The organism is Parabacteroides sp. AF39-10AC, from assembly GCF_003635405.1.
GTDB classification, from domain to species: Bacteria; Bacteroidota; Bacteroidia; order Bacteroidales; family Tannerellaceae; genus Parabacteroides; species Parabacteroides distasonis.
In genome coordinates, this window is record NZ_QTLP01000001.1 from 192958 (window position 1) to 206809 (window position 13852).

A 13852-nucleotide genomic window follows, 5' to 3' on the forward strand; every position below is an offset into this window, starting at 1 on the left:
ATTAGTATATTAATTCTACGTTGTCTATCCAAAACGTATTTCCCGGAGAGCCGATATAGGCCCCTCCGTGGCTGGAGGTGAACTGCAACACCATATGCGTAGGTGCCTCGCCCGGCTCCGCCCAGCCTACCTCTTGGATAGGAACGCTTTTTCCTTTACTATTTAACGTATAACGTTCCTCTACTTGTATACGCATATACGGTTTATATTCGGGCTTGGATGTTATATTTCCATAAAGGATCGGGTAAGTAGCGTCATTTACCCAATCAGGGGTAGATTCCGTATAGCGTTGCACCATCGTACCGACCCGCTTGGAATAAACATTCCCTTCCTCGTCTTCCCATCGTTTCTGCAACAACAAGATCACCGCCAAGGAATCCTGCCCGGCCACCGTACTCTTACGGCTGAACCCCGTACTACGTACCCGATTCTTCTCGGGAGCGGCTTTCACCTTATAATCAAACCGCAACGCTTTCGGCTTCTTGGAGAAAGGCACTCCTGATTGTAACATCGCTTGAGGGTTTTTTGTTCCCTTGATCGGCTCATGCACCGTACCCAAGAAAACGGAGCCGGCGGCGATCACCTCGATATCCACCAAACCGAAAACCTTCACGCTCTCATAACGGGTCTCCATGCGGGCGCACATCCCATCCCCCCGTTTCTCCGGGAAAACAGACGTATTGGTTTTCACCACTCCCGCCACTTTCGCCATCACGTTGGAAGTAGCCCACGGAGAACCGCCCATATTACGAAACGCCGTATTACCGACAATCGTATCCGAGGGCCCCAGCTCATAAAGCCATTTCGTATTTCCCCCGATAATGCCAGACTCATGAATCTCACGGACAATCCAATTATCCATGTCTCCATAAGCGAAGGGCACCACATTCTCCGATGTCACCCCATCCCCGTCCGCGAGAACCACGGACAAAGGCATACAAGCGATTGCCAAAAATAACGCTTTCTTTCTTAAACTCAAACCCATCCCTCTATCAATTTAATACCTATCTAACCCTTTTATTTATAAGCTATAGCCCCATTCCTTCAAGGCCATGCCCCAATTTTCCTCTACGAGCCGGACCGTACGATCCTCGTACTTGTATTGGTTCTTCTTGTAGCCCTTCTTCTTGCCCAGATACTTCTCTATATCCGCCTTAGACTCCTTAAAGCCGGGTAAGTTTAATGACCCGTAAATATTTTCCGTCATGGCGAAAGCGTCTTTCTCGAAATCCTCGAACTTCACTTCCACCAGATTGCCTTCCGGTATCAGGTGCTTCTCTTCCTCGTACTTGTAGAAAAGACGGCGATATACCTCGATGAAGTTCGCCTCGATCTGCTCGTTCGTGATATCCTGCAAACGCAATGGCTGGATCGTATTCGTAAAGAAACTGCGGGTACTCTCGAATACCGTATACGGATTTCGCTTCAAGTAGATGAACTTAGCGTTCGGGAACATCTCCAGCAATGTCTTCACACGCCCCGTATGCGGTGGGTTCTTGCTCAAATACTGCGTACCGTTCGTATTCCAGAGGGAAACCTTAACCAGACGCATGAAAGTATCCATGAAGATCCGCCGCTCCTCCTCCGTGATATCGTTAAACAATAAGTAACGATCGCAATACTCCATCCAGCGTTTCGGGAAGAACCAGAAATTATAATATGTATAAGGCATCATGTTCGACAAGGCGAACTCCTCCTCTTGCGGAAGATCCACCTTCAACTCCATATTATCGGTCGGACGCTTATCCGGCATCAAGAAAGCCATGTTCTTCTTGAAGAAAGGCTGCCCCCAGAGCATCAGGTGCGGGAATACCGTCTGGTACGTCGTGGTATAACCGAAATGCTTATCGCAGGCGAAGATGTTATGAACAAAAGTCGTACCACTCCGCCAATGCCCCAAGATAAACAAGGGGTCCATCTCGAGCGGCTTATCGGCCAATTTCTTGAACCGGCTATCCTCGATCGGCTTCAAGGCGCTCAACAGGCGGCAAACACCGGTCGTAAGGCGATACTTACCCTTAAAGCCCTTGTCTATCTGCTGCCGGGCCGTCACCTTCCTGAACGTATCCCAATCCGCCCCGACCAACGTATTGATCGGTAGCTTATCAAACTCCAACAATCCCATATCCTATCGTTTTTCCGTTATACATTTCACAGATACGCCCTGCCGGCCCAACTCCTCACAAACCTTACGGATCGCCTCATAATGCTCCTCTCCGATTCCCATCTCCGGGAGGTTCAAGGTAGCCAAAGCGTCTTCCGTCACCATATCTTTAGCGTCCACACGGTCGATGATCATACCCACGGCGGACGTATTATTCGTAATCGGATCGATCAAGATAAACGAGCCGGTCTGCTTATTCCTCCTATACGGATCGAAGAACAACTCCTTGCCGGTAGTAAATACCACACGGCCGATCTCGTTCAGCTCCAGATGATCCACGGAAGACTGCTCCATCGTGTTCACGTTCACCTTATAGCGGATACTATCCACACGGGCACGTGTCGTATGAGTGGTCTGCTTGATGTAGAACTGCTTGTTCACGTCCATGGCTTCCTCATCCATCCACACCAGCATGGCCTCGAAATTACGGTCGCGGATCGGCAAGTTATCCGGGTGCACCAGCATCTCCCCACGGGAGATATCGATCTCGTCCTCCAAGGTGATCGTAATACATTGAGGCGGGAAAGCCTGCTCCAACTCACCCTCGTAGGTGACGATGCTCTTTACCTTCGAGGTCTTCCCGGAAGGCAACGCCATCACCGTATCTCCCTTACGCACGATACCGCTAGCCACCTTGCCGCTAAACCCACGGAAATCCAGATTCGGGCGCAACACGTATTGCACCGGATAACGGAAGTCCTCGTAGTTACGATCCAAGTCGATAGGCACGTTCTCCAGATAATCCAATAAAGACGTACCCTCGTACCAAGGCGTACGATCACTCTTCTCCACCACGTTATCGCCATCCAAGGCCGATAAGGGGATATACGTGATATCCGGGATATCCAGCGGCTCCACGAAACGTTTATAATCCGCCACGATCCGGTCGAACGTATCCTTGTCGAAGTCCACCAAGTCCATCTTATTCACGGCCAGTACCACATGTTTGATCCCCAGCAAAGATACCAGATAGGTGTGACGGCAGGTTTGCGTGATCACGCCCGTGCGGGCATCCACCAAGATGATCGCCAGATTCGCCGTGGAACCACCCGTGATCATATTCCGGGTGTACTGCTCGTGCCCCGGGGTGTCGGCGATGATGAACTTACGGTTGTTCGTGCTGAAATAGCGGTAAGCCACATCGATCGTGATACCTTGCTCACGCTCGGCCTTCAAGCCATCCAGCAACAAAGCGTAGTCGATATGCTCGCCGGCGTTGCCCATACGCTTGCTGTCACGCTCCAAGGCATCCAACTGATCCTCGTATATTTTCTTACTATCAAACAGCAATCGGCCTATCAAGGTCGATTTGCCATCATCCACCGAGCCGGCGGTCAAGAATCTCAGCAGGTCCTTCTGCTCGTCCTTATCTAGGAATTCCTTTATATTTAATTTTGTATCTGCCATGTCTCTTCTGTGTTAAAAATACCCTTCCCGTTTCTTCTGCTCCATACTAGCGTCTTGATCGAAGTCGATCACACGGGTCGTACGCTCGCTCTTCGTCGTGGTCATCATCTCCTCCACGATTTTCTCGATCGTATCCGCCTCGCTCTCCACGGCGCCGGTCAGCGGCCAGCAGCCCAACGTACGGAAACGGACCATACGCATACGGATCTGGTCCCGGTATTGCTCCGGCAAGCGGTCGTCGTCCGCCATGATCAAATTACCGTCGATCTCCACGCACGGACGCTCCTTGGCGAAATACAGGGGAACGATCGGGATATTCTCCAGACGGATATATTGCCAGATATCCAGCTCCGTCCAGTTCGATAGCGGAAATACACGGATGCTCTCGCCCTTATGCACACGGGCGTTATAGATATCCCACAACTCCGGGCGCTGGTTCTTCGGGTCCCATTGATGGAACTTATCGCGGAACGAGAAGATACGTTCTTTCGCACGGCTCTTCTCCTCGTCACGGCGGGCGCCGCCGAAAGCGGCGTCGAACTTATATTTATCCAAGGCATGAAGCAAAGCCTGCGTCTTCATCAAGTCCGTATGCACCTTGCTTCCATGCGTGAACGGGCCCACGCCCGCGTGGAAAGCCTCCATATTAGACTCCACGATCAAGTTCCAGCCGAATTTCTTCGCATAAGAATCACGGAACTCTATCATCTCCTTAAACTTCCATTTCGAATCGATGTGCATCAACGGGAAAGGAACCTTACCCGGAGCGAAAGCCTTCTCGGCCAGACGGACCATCACGGAAGAATCCTTCCCGATGGAATAAAGCATAACAGGATTCTCGAACTCGGCGGCTACCTCACGGATGATGTGGATAGACTCGGCCTCCAGCTCCTGTAAATGACTTAACTTGTAATCAGACATATCTTTTTTCAGTGTTTAATTTCTACTTTCGGTATGATCAACTCCAACAACCGGCTCACGGATTGCTCCACGCTCAATACGGAGGTATCCAAGGACAGGTCCGGACGCTCCGGCGCCTCGAACGGGGCGGAAACCCCGGTAAACTCCTTGATCTCGCCTTTCCGGGCCTTGGCATACAGGCCTTTCACGTCACGGCGTTCGCACTCGGCGAGCGGCGTACTTACGTAAACCTCCAAGAAATCCGCTTTACCGATGATAGCGGACGCCATCTCTCTCAACTCGTTGTTCGGGCTGATAAAAGCCGCTATGGTTATAACACCCGTATCGACAAACAGTTTACCCACCTCGGCGATCCGGCGTATATTCTCCACCCGGTCCTCCGGCGAGAACCCGAGATTATTGTTGATACCACTACGGATATTATCCCCGTCGAGGATGCGGCAAAGCAATCCCCGTTTATGCAACTCACGCTCCAAGGCGATAGCGATCGTGCTTTTCCCCGAGCCACTCAAACCCGTGAACCACACCATCACTCCCCTTTGCCCCAGAAGCGCCTCTTTATCCTCACGACCCAGCATACGGTCGAAAATCGGATAGATATTATTTTCTAAAACTTCCATATCATAGGTATTACAAACACGGAGATCAAGAACGTGATCAAGTTCAAGGGCAGGCCCACCTTCACGAAATCCGTGAACTTATAGCCTCCCACGCCTTGTACGATCAGGTTGGTCTGGTAGCCGATCGGCGTACTGAAACTAGCCGACGCCGCCATACAGATCACGACAAAGAATGGGGTCGGATCAACGCCTAATTGCGTAGCCACCGACAAGGCGATCGGGAAACTCAATGCCGCCGCGGCGTTGTTCGTGATCAACTCCGTAAATATATTGGTAATAATAAATATAATCGCCAGCAACGCATACGGTCCTAAATCGTCGGCCATACTAATTATATGGCGGGCTATCATGGAGGCAAAGCCGGAATTCTCCATGGCCTTGCTGATAGCGAAGGCACAAGCGATCGTTATCAAGATATCCCAAGAGATGTATTTCGTGTATTTCTTCGGCGGGAAGATCTTAGTCCACGCCATGATGATTGTCGTAATGCAGACAAAGAAGAACATATCCAAGCGCATACTTGGAACGGCCTCTTTCACGACTGGCAACTCTCCTACCGTCGCCCCCGTAATCATAAAGATCAACAGTCCTAAAGCCAGCCAACGTTTCTTCCTCGATACCGGCTCCGTTGCCTCATTACCATTCGCCAACATCAAGAAGACACTAGACTCACCCCATGTAGGGATAAAAGAATCGTCCGCCCACAACACCAAGGTATCGCCCTCATGCAACACCACCGTATCCAGATTACGGGTAAAACGCTGTCCGCCGCTTTTCACCTCTTTCACGATCGCCCCGTAATGGCGGGTAAAGTTAAACTCTCCCAAGGTCTTGTTGATACCCGGGAAGCGTGCGCCCAGCACGGCCTCCACCCGGTGGAAATTCCCGGGATTCTCATCCTCCCCGTCTTCGGATACCGTATCCGTCCTCGAGTCCGGAAGCAGTTTATTCGAGAAAGCGAACAAATATAAAATACCGGCGATAGCGATAAAAATACCGACTTTCCCCAGCTCAAACATCGTAAAGCCCTCATATCCCGCCTCCAGAATCATGCCGTGCACCACCAGATTCGTAGAAGTACCGATCAAGGTACATATACCGCCCAATATCGTGACATACGAGAGAGGGATCAAGAATTTCGTGGCCGGAAGCCTCACCGCCTCCGCCCATCGCTTGATGATCGGGGCAAAAATAACCACCACCGGCGTATTATTCAGGAACGCCGACACGAAAGCCACGGGCGGGAGCATCCTCGCCTGCGCCTTGAAGACGGTGGTCTTCCCCTCGGGAAGCAGTTTCTTGATCAATTGGCCTAAAGCCCCGCTCTGCCGCACTCCCTCACTGACAAGGAAGAGCATGGCTACGGTTATCATCCCTTTATTGCTAAAGCCCTCCAGCATCTCCTTGGGAGTAAGAATGCCTACGCAGAGAAAAAACACGACCACTGTCAGAAGAACCATTCCCGGCCGCATCTTATCCCATACCAAGGCTGCGATCATGCCGATCAGGGCCAGCAACACAAACACTATATCAAAATTCATGTATTTACTTTTAAGAGCGCAAAAATAATAAGAATACTCAAGTGCGCACTCCTTTCGCTAACCTATTTTTAGGATTATATGGGATATAGACCAATAATGATTGATTCTGGGCCAACTTATTGCGTATATCCAGAGCTGTCATTCTCGAATTATTTGTTTCCTGTTCGCTCCATTTTTGTAAGACAAGTGCAAGAATTTCTTTTTCCTGTACACGATCGCTTGGTCGAACGACAGGCCGCTATCTATCAATACTTCCAGCAATCGCTCCGGGCCGCAGGCGGCGTAGCAATCGGCGGCCTCGCCCCTTGTGTGCTGGGAGTTGACGACACCGCCTACCAAGCGATTTACCTCCGGGCAACGATAGCCGCTGGTAATGGCGATAGGCTCGCCGAGGCGGTCTCGCAAAGGCTGGATCAATTGCGTGATAAGCAGCCGGATAGCAGCTATCTGAGATTCGCCGGGCATGTTGTCGATACCGTTCTCTATGGCTTTACGACTATATGTGAACTCTTCTACTGTAAAATTTTTTGAGATTTGATTATTTTTATTCATGTTGCTAAACAGGTATTTTATTCGTGATATGATTTGTGAGTGAAAAAAATTAGCGCTTACTTTACATCGTAAGATTTAAGAAAAAATATAAATAAGATATTTCCTCCCTAAGAAGGAGGTCATAGTTAAGGTTTTGGTTGGAGAGGGCAAACCTGCGAAGGTCAGCCCTCTTGTTTTTTATCCCCAGACCTATACTTATAATCCACCCCGAGCAACGCCCCTGCGAACGTGGAGACCTCGCCGAAAGCGACCAATACGGAGGAATGGATCTCGCCCCGTGGAGGCATCCAGAGGCCCATGAAAAGCAATGTTATTCCCGCCAGACATAAGAGCGTGGCGATGACTAGTTGTAATCTCATGCCGATTTATTTTTCAAGGTTCCCCTAGATACTCGAATACTAACTGTACCTGCTTGGGAGTAAACACACGCTGGCCGTTCACGTACCCCGCATCCGACAATGCTTTCATCAGCGCCTTATTATACATAAACCATCTCTTTATCTGAGTGTTCGCCGACCGGGGCGTACTGTTAGGGAAGTACATCCCGGCGATTTCCTTTAAATGCAACGCTTGTATCTTCATAATACAAATTTACATTTTATTTCTTAATTTAACAATATTTCCAAACAAAAAATCAAGAATTGAGAATCGAAAACCAGAACACCCCCAATTCTCAATTCTCAATTTTCAATTCCCTAGATCTCGTCCGGACTCTCGCTATCCGAGCCGCCGCCGTTCTCCCCGGTAGCGACATTCGTGATATCCTTTACGTGGGCGAAACTGACGTTCGCCTTCGAGCCTTGAAGGGCCTTGCCGGGATAAAACAGGATGCGAGCCCCCGTGATATTGCCCGTGGCGTTGAACTTCGCCGCAGGATCAGCGGCCTTGGATGAGAACGACATACGGAAGTTGCCCAACTCGCCCATGCGGACGATACGGCCACCACGAAGCTCTAAATCGAGCACGTAGTTCAGCGAGTCCAGCACGCCCTTCACATCGGCGCTTGAGAGGGCCGATCGCTCGGAGATCGCCTTGCAAATGTCCTCCAACTCCGTGTAACCCGTGTAGACCGGGGTAGCGAACGCCTTGTCTGTCTTAGCCCCACCTTTCAAATCAGATACCTTTCTCGTGATGATCTTGTAATTTAATGCCATAAGATTTTAGACTTTAAGATTTATAAATTCGTTGATGATTGATTAACGTCAGCAAAGGTAACACCATCGGAAACCCACACCGTTGGCTTACGTGTCACTTCCTGCCCCAACGGACGCATATAAGCGCCAATAGGGCGAGAAGCGGCAGGAAGACAAGCCGTGAGGCGAGCGATTTGCGCTCGGTATGTCGCTCCGAGACCGTCCGTGTGTCTTGCCGCTCCGAAAGTAGCCGCTCATACTCCCAGACCACTTGCTGAAGGCTGTCGCAGGTAGCGTCGATATACAAGGTATCACGCAAGACACGTGCGGAGACCGTCGCCCCACCCTTACGCCCGGTGTAGGAGGCCCCGGCGGGCAATGGCCTAAGTCCCTCGGAGAGCGGGATACGCAGGCCCACCTCGCTCCCCGGTACGCTGAGGGTACGACAGACGAGACGTTCCGTCCCGAGCAGGCGCTTCTCCTCGTCGTGGCGATCGACGGCTTGACGGTCGCTAACGCAAGAGATTAAAAACAGGCTTCCGCCCACGAACAAAGAAGAAATAACAACAAGGTCTCTCATATGCTTTTTTTAGATCAATAATAAGCCAGAGCGTTCGTTCCCGGTTGGCTTATCAAACAGGAACCGTCTATTTCCGTTCGGATCGGAGCTTATTTTCATTCGGATCGGATTCGTAGTTTATCCGGATAAACATTCCGTTTCTCCCGGACAAAATAATCAAACAAGCACTTATAATTAATAAATATTAATCAATGAAGACTTTATATACTAGGATATAGAATCAAATAAAGACTCATTTATAAATTATTGATAAATATTTGATTTTATCGCTATTTAATTTGCTTCATATTAAAGTTTGATTTATATTTGCCGCAAATAAAGTTGTTAACCAACAAATTTACGTAATATTAATTTTATAAATTAAAGTAATGAAGAGTAACGAAACAAAACAAAAAACTATGTTGATCCAAACCCCGTCTATGGAAAAATGCGCTATCGCATTGAACCAAAACGCAGAGAATAGCGTACGTTTTATCCGATTCGGGCAAGAGTTGATCCGGCGTGCCGAGCACGAGGGCATGGACGAGGGGATGGCCGACGAGATCCGCAGCTACAACTCCCAATGCGCCAGCCAGATCAAGGCGATGCACGAGATGCGCCGCCCTTTCACCGAGATCTTGGCCGACCTGCAAAAACGGTTCGTAACCTTGGAGAACGCCATTGATCCACGCAAGCCCGGGACACCGGCGCATACCTGCGGCCAATACCTCGACTCTTTCCTGCGTGACCAGATGGACGAGGCGTTCAAGCAGCGGGAGCGTCTGGAGAAGAACCTCCGGCAGACGCAACGCCGTATCGAAGGCCGCCAAGACCTGTCTGAGGAAGAGAAACACACGGCGCTGGAGCGGGCAGAGAAGCGCCGGCTGCTCGGCGAGTGTGACTTGAGCCTGCGGGCCATCGACTCAGAGCTGATACCGGAACCCCTATCTCCCGAGGGCTACATGGCCCTTCTGGCCTTCTGGTGGGAGAACCGTGGCAAGGGGCTGCCGGACGACGAGTTGCGCAAGACCTTCCACCCGATACTCATGTACGCCAAGGCGCAAGCCCGCAAGGGCATACTCGTGGACAGCCCGCACGTGAGCTACCTAGCCGAACCCAAACGCAAGAAAACGGCTTGACAAATCCAAGGCCAATCAATTTCCTATTATCAATTATCAATTTTCAATTACCTATGTCTAATATCAAACAAATCAAGCAAGTATCCATCAAGGATAATAAATTGAAAGCGACGGTCGAGGTGTACGATGAGCGTACCGCCGACAGCTACCAGACCTCTTACCAGAACGAGTGCCCTATCCATGAGGAATTTACGTTGGCCATGGCGAACCTAAACTTCCACGTGGAGAAGATCTGCGGCACCTGCTTCCCCGGCCTCCGGGCCGAGGGCTTCTACCGCCAGCCGTCCGGCGACTCGGAGTTGCTCACCATCTACGCCGTGAACCGTGCCGACGATAACACCTGCCCCGTCAACCTCGCCGCCCGGCTCCACCTCGGGCGTGACGAGTACGCATGGATAGACCGCCTGCTGGAAGACCTCTCGCTATGCGAGCGTGAGGCCCTGCTATACATCACGCAAGGCAAGCGCCTCGGCATGGAGCGTTTCGTCGAGATCGGGAACACGAGTGACGAACCTCTTAACACAGCCGCCTAAGACCATGACACACGCATCCACGCTTATCACGCCGACGGCCAAGAGCTGTCTGCTGGGCGACCAAGCCGCCGCCTGTTTCTTCCACCTCGCCTCGGGCGAGAGCCGCTCACGCAACTACCGCTTCGCACGGGGAAACGAGTACGGGTATTACTACGAGCCACGCATCCGCAAATGGATCACCTTCGACAACCGGATGGGAACCTTCTACGTGGAAATCTGCGACACGGACCGAGAGGCCGAACAACTCCTGACTGATGGGAACGGACTACTCGCCGCTTAGCGAGGCCGTCTTACGCTACACGGGGCTGCGGGTGGAACGGGAGTTCCCCTTCCACCCCACCCGTGAGTGGCGTTTCGACTTCGCCATTCCTCAAGCCCACGTAGCCATAGAGGTGGAGGGCGGCTTATGGAACGGCGGTCGCCACTTCCGCCCCGAGGGCTGGAAGCGTGACACGGAAAAATACAACGAGGCCGCCGCTTGCGGATGGCTCGTGATACGCACCACGCCCGCCGAGCTGCTCAACGTACGCACGCTGCAATGGATCGTGAGGGCGATCAAGACTCGCGATTAACTTTCAATTTTCAATCATCAATTTTCAATTAACCATGGCACGACCTATTAAAAAGGGACTGGATTATTTCCCGCTCAATACCGATTTCATGAATAATCGCACGATACGCCGCTTGAAGAGGAAAGGCGGCTTCAAGGCAATCGTCCTCTATATGGATTTATTATGCGACATTTACGCCAATAGTTATTTTATAGAAATAACCGACAACTATATATTCGATCTTTCGGATCAACTCGGGCTCGAAGAAAAAGACATCCGGAGCATGATCGAGATAATGATAGAACTCGGATTATTCCACGAGAGATCTTTTGACAAAAGCCATATCCTAACCTCCGAGACCATACAAGAGCAATATGCCTTTTCAAAGAGTAAAAGACCAGATAATAAAGCTGTTATTGAGTTGTATAAAATAGTTAACGATGTAAAAACCGAGGTTTTCGCAGACGAAACCCCGCAAAATGACACGAAAAGTGCATATAGTATAGTAAAGGAAAGGAAAGAAAACATTACTACTACTTCTTCTCCCGCACGCACGTACGCACGGGAAGAGATCCTCCGCTCTTATCGAGACGAACTATCCAACGATGAGGATTGGCGGGCCGCTATCGTCCGTATGAGCGGCAAAGGTCCCGCCGTATTGGACCTGTTACCGGGCGTGATGGAACTTTTCGAGAGTCACATCGTCTCTACCGGCGACATGGGAACGCTCCGCACCAAGAACGATTACGCCCGTCGTTTCACCTCTTGGTGGAGATGCCTCGATTACCAACCCGAGGCAGACATAATCAATCGTCCCGCACCAATCGCCCCGGCCGGAAACAAACGGCCCGCCGCCCCCTCACGCATAGAAGAAGCCATGAAAGCGAGCGAACGAGCGGCACAAATAGCATTGAACATCTTACAAGCCGACGGACATGACAGGTCTAGAGCTTAGGCTACGGGAATCCTTGTCCTCGGAACGGATCGAGGACATATCAATCGAACAACTCACGCAATCCGTCTCCCAGTTGATCGCACAGACGTACATCATGGTCGGCTACCAGACGTACAACGAGCGGGATATCGGGATATTGGCGGCCAAGTTATCGTCCGACCTCCGGGAATCATACGCCTACCTCACCTTCCCCGAGGTATCGCTTTGCTTCGAGTTGGGGGCGAAAGGCACGTTCGGCGACTACACGGGCGTAAACCTACGCACCTTCGCTCGCTGGCTGAAGAGCTATAAGACGAGCGACCTGCGCTATCATGCCGTCGTGGAACGGGAACGGGAGCGGCGGCAGAACGCCCTCCCACCCGTCAGCGAGGCTTACAAGGAAGAGCGTGAGCTTGCCTTTCTCCGCAAGGTATTCCAGCAATACAAGGCCGGTTACCCGCTGGAACGCCTTTATCCCGCCCGTGTCTACCAGTCCTTGCAAGAGCGGGGATTGATACACGATACCCCCGAGGAGAAACGCCACGCCATGGGCCTCTTCGCCCATTGGAGACCACCGGGTCACCTGCCCATCAGCGAGGACTATCGGCTGACGATGGTGCGACAGCAGGCCATGGCGTGGTTGCTGCGGAGGTATTTCGATGGGCTGATAACAGAAGAAAAAGCATAAGAACTAGTAGCATGGGCAGTGCCGATACTTGGGATAATACCGACATCGAAAAGAAGAAATAAGAGAGCGTAAGCACATACTCTCTTATTTCACCTCCCTCACTTCACGATAAACCACGGATTATGCAAATCTTCCTTGTTATAGCGAAGCGGGGTCTTGCCGTCGATATGATATATGTCGCAACCGGCAGACTTGACGATGGCGTGGCCGGCGGCGGTATCCCACTCCATCGTCGGGGCAAAACGGGGATAGATATCGGCCGAGCCTTCCGCTACCAGACAAATCTTCAGGCTGCTGCCGCTACTGATCAACGTAACGGGCTTTCCCTGCTTGCGGAGATTATCGATGAAAGCGGTGGTCTCCTCCGTTTGGTGAGACCGGGATGCCACTACCACGATTCCCTGATGCGCCAGCGCCATCGGCAAATGTATCGCCCGCTGCTTCATCTCGTCCATCGAGGGCTGGCTGCTGCTATCGATTCCTGTAAACTTATAAGCACCCACAGAGGAGGAGGCGAAATACAACTCCTTCCGGACGGGCACATAAATGACGCCCAACACAGGCACACCCTTCTCCACCAAGGCGATATTCACGGTAAACTCCCCGTTTTTCTTGATAAACTCCTTGGTACCGTCCAGCGGGTCCACGATCCACAGCGTCTCCCATTTGGAGCGCTCCTTGAACGGGATCTCCTTTCCTTCCTCGCTTAAGACCGGAAACGGGGTAACGGACAAAGCGTTTGTTATCAATCGATGGGCCGCCTTATCCGCCTTTGTCAACGGCGAGTTGTCTGCTTTTCTCTCTATCCCGAAGTCTGATTCGGGGTCGTTATAAATATCCATGATCGACTTGCCTGCGTCTACCGCGGCACGGATCGCTATGTAAAGATAATTGGCGTAGCTCATCATCACTTCTCGTTTTATTATTTGTTAATAAGCAAAGTTAGCAATAATCGGCGAGATATGGAAAAGTAGAGCAAAGTTATTGAGGGATAGGGCTATTGAAAAAGTTGCTTTTGCAATCGGATGACGGTAAAAGTCAGAGCCAAGCCAAGTTAAGACTTCGCTACGTTACCGATTCGTTACCCTGCAAAAATGAGGGTGTCGAGGC

18 protein-coding genes are annotated in these 13852 nt (G+C 51.1%); 6 read left to right on the forward strand and 12 right to left on the reverse strand.

The features are described 5' to 3' along the window. Position 1: 1 nt before the first annotated feature. From DW033_RS00800 to DW033_RS00850, 11 genes are all read right to left on the reverse strand, one after another. The gene (locus tag DW033_RS00800; RefSeq protein ID WP_005857426.1) at positions 2–985 is read right to left on the reverse strand and encodes a PCMD domain-containing protein; all 984 of its coding nucleotides are present in this window, start codon (positions 983–985) and stop codon (positions 2–4) included. Between the two features lie 36 nt (positions 986–1021). Further along, positions 1022–2125: a sulfotransferase gene (locus DW033_RS00805; protein WP_005857428.1), complete on the reverse strand. Its 1104-nt coding sequence runs from the start codon at positions 2123–2125 to the stop codon at positions 1022–1024. A gap of 3 nt (positions 2126–2128) precedes the next feature. Beyond that, on the reverse strand, positions 2129–3571 hold the full coding sequence (gene cysN / locus DW033_RS00810) for a sulfate adenylyltransferase subunit CysN (protein ID WP_005857430.1): 1443 nt from the start codon (positions 3569–3571) through the stop codon (positions 2129–2131). A gap of 12 nt (positions 3572–3583) precedes the next feature. Then, positions 3584–4492: a sulfate adenylyltransferase subunit CysD gene (gene cysD, locus DW033_RS00815; protein WP_005857432.1), complete on the reverse strand. Its 909-nt coding sequence runs from the start codon at positions 4490–4492 to the stop codon at positions 3584–3586. A gap of 8 nt (positions 4493–4500) precedes the next feature. Continuing rightward, the gene (cysC, locus tag DW033_RS00820; RefSeq protein WP_005862790.1) at positions 4501–5112 is read right to left on the reverse strand and encodes an adenylyl-sulfate kinase; all 612 of its coding nucleotides are present in this window, start codon (positions 5110–5112) and stop codon (positions 4501–4503) included. Further along, positions 5100–6653, reverse strand: coding sequence for an SLC13 family permease (locus DW033_RS00825; RefSeq protein ID WP_005862792.1), 1554 nt, complete (start codon positions 6651–6653; stop codon positions 5100–5102). Before DW033_RS00825 ends, cysC begins: the two co-directional genes overlap by 13 nt. A 138-nt stretch (positions 6654–6791) precedes the next feature. Further along, on the reverse strand, positions 6792–7205 hold the full coding sequence (locus DW033_RS00830; RefSeq protein WP_122382294.1) for a D-Ala-D-Ala carboxypeptidase family metallohydrolase: 414 nt from the start codon (positions 7203–7205) through the stop codon (positions 6792–6794). 161 nt (positions 7206–7366) lie between these two features. Continuing rightward, entirely contained in the window at positions 7367–7564 is a 198-nt protein-coding gene (locus DW033_RS00835) for a hypothetical protein (RefSeq protein ID WP_036611555.1), read from the reverse strand. A 13-nt stretch (positions 7565–7577) separates the two neighbouring features. Further along, complete coding sequence (locus DW033_RS00840; RefSeq protein ID WP_122382295.1) at positions 7578–7787, reverse strand: DUF4248 domain-containing protein; 210 nt, start codon at positions 7785–7787, stop codon at positions 7578–7580. 113 nt (positions 7788–7900) lie between these two features. Next, a complete protein-coding gene (locus DW033_RS00845) occupies positions 7901–8359 on the reverse strand; it encodes an HU family DNA-binding protein (protein WP_122370513.1) in 459 nt (152 codons plus the stop codon). Positions 8360–8453: 94 nt separating this feature from the next. Further along, positions 8454–8918: a hypothetical protein gene (locus tag DW033_RS00850; RefSeq protein ID WP_122382296.1), complete on the reverse strand. Its 465-nt coding sequence runs from the start codon at positions 8916–8918 to the stop codon at positions 8454–8456. A 368-nt stretch (positions 8919–9286) separates the two neighbouring features. Between DW033_RS00850 and DW033_RS00855 the strand changes: the two genes are divergently transcribed. From DW033_RS00855 to DW033_RS24805, 6 genes are read left to right on the forward strand one after another with little or no spacing between them, the layout of a single operon-like run. Further along, positions 9287–10036 carry a hypothetical protein gene (locus tag DW033_RS00855; RefSeq protein WP_147423660.1) on the forward strand — a complete coding sequence of 250 codons (750 nt, stop codon included), beginning with the start codon at positions 9287–9289 and terminating at the stop codon, positions 10034–10036. 53 nt (positions 10037–10089) lie between these two features. Then, complete coding sequence (locus DW033_RS00860; protein ID WP_122382298.1) at positions 10090–10569, forward strand: hypothetical protein; 480 nt, start codon at positions 10090–10092, stop codon at positions 10567–10569. A gap of 4 nt (positions 10570–10573) precedes the next feature. Beyond that, positions 10574–10849 (forward strand): hypothetical protein, encoded by a 276-nt coding sequence (locus DW033_RS00865; RefSeq protein WP_036611587.1) that lies wholly within the window; start codon positions 10574–10576, stop codon positions 10847–10849. After that, positions 10824–11141 (forward strand): hypothetical protein, encoded by a 318-nt coding sequence (locus DW033_RS00870; RefSeq protein ID WP_057327318.1) that lies wholly within the window; start codon positions 10824–10826, stop codon positions 11139–11141. The genes DW033_RS00865 and DW033_RS00870 overlap by 26 nt, the downstream gene beginning before the upstream one ends. A gap of 34 nt (positions 11142–11175) precedes the next feature. After that, positions 11176–12075 (forward strand): DUF4373 domain-containing protein, encoded by a 900-nt coding sequence (locus tag DW033_RS00875; RefSeq protein ID WP_051635675.1) that lies wholly within the window; start codon positions 11176–11178, stop codon positions 12073–12075. Continuing rightward, the gene (locus DW033_RS24805) at positions 12056–12742 is read left to right on the forward strand and encodes a hypothetical protein (RefSeq protein ID WP_233554115.1); all 687 of its coding nucleotides are present in this window, start codon (positions 12056–12058) and stop codon (positions 12740–12742) included. Before DW033_RS00875 ends, DW033_RS24805 begins: the two co-directional genes overlap by 20 nt. 98 nt (positions 12743–12840) lie before the next feature. Here DW033_RS24805 and cysQ read toward each other — a convergent pair whose 3' ends face one another. After that, positions 12841–13650 (reverse strand): 3'(2'),5'-bisphosphate nucleotidase CysQ, encoded by an 810-nt coding sequence (gene cysQ, locus DW033_RS00885; RefSeq protein WP_122382299.1) that lies wholly within the window; start codon positions 13648–13650, stop codon positions 12841–12843. Positions 13651–13852: the final 202 nt, after the last annotated feature.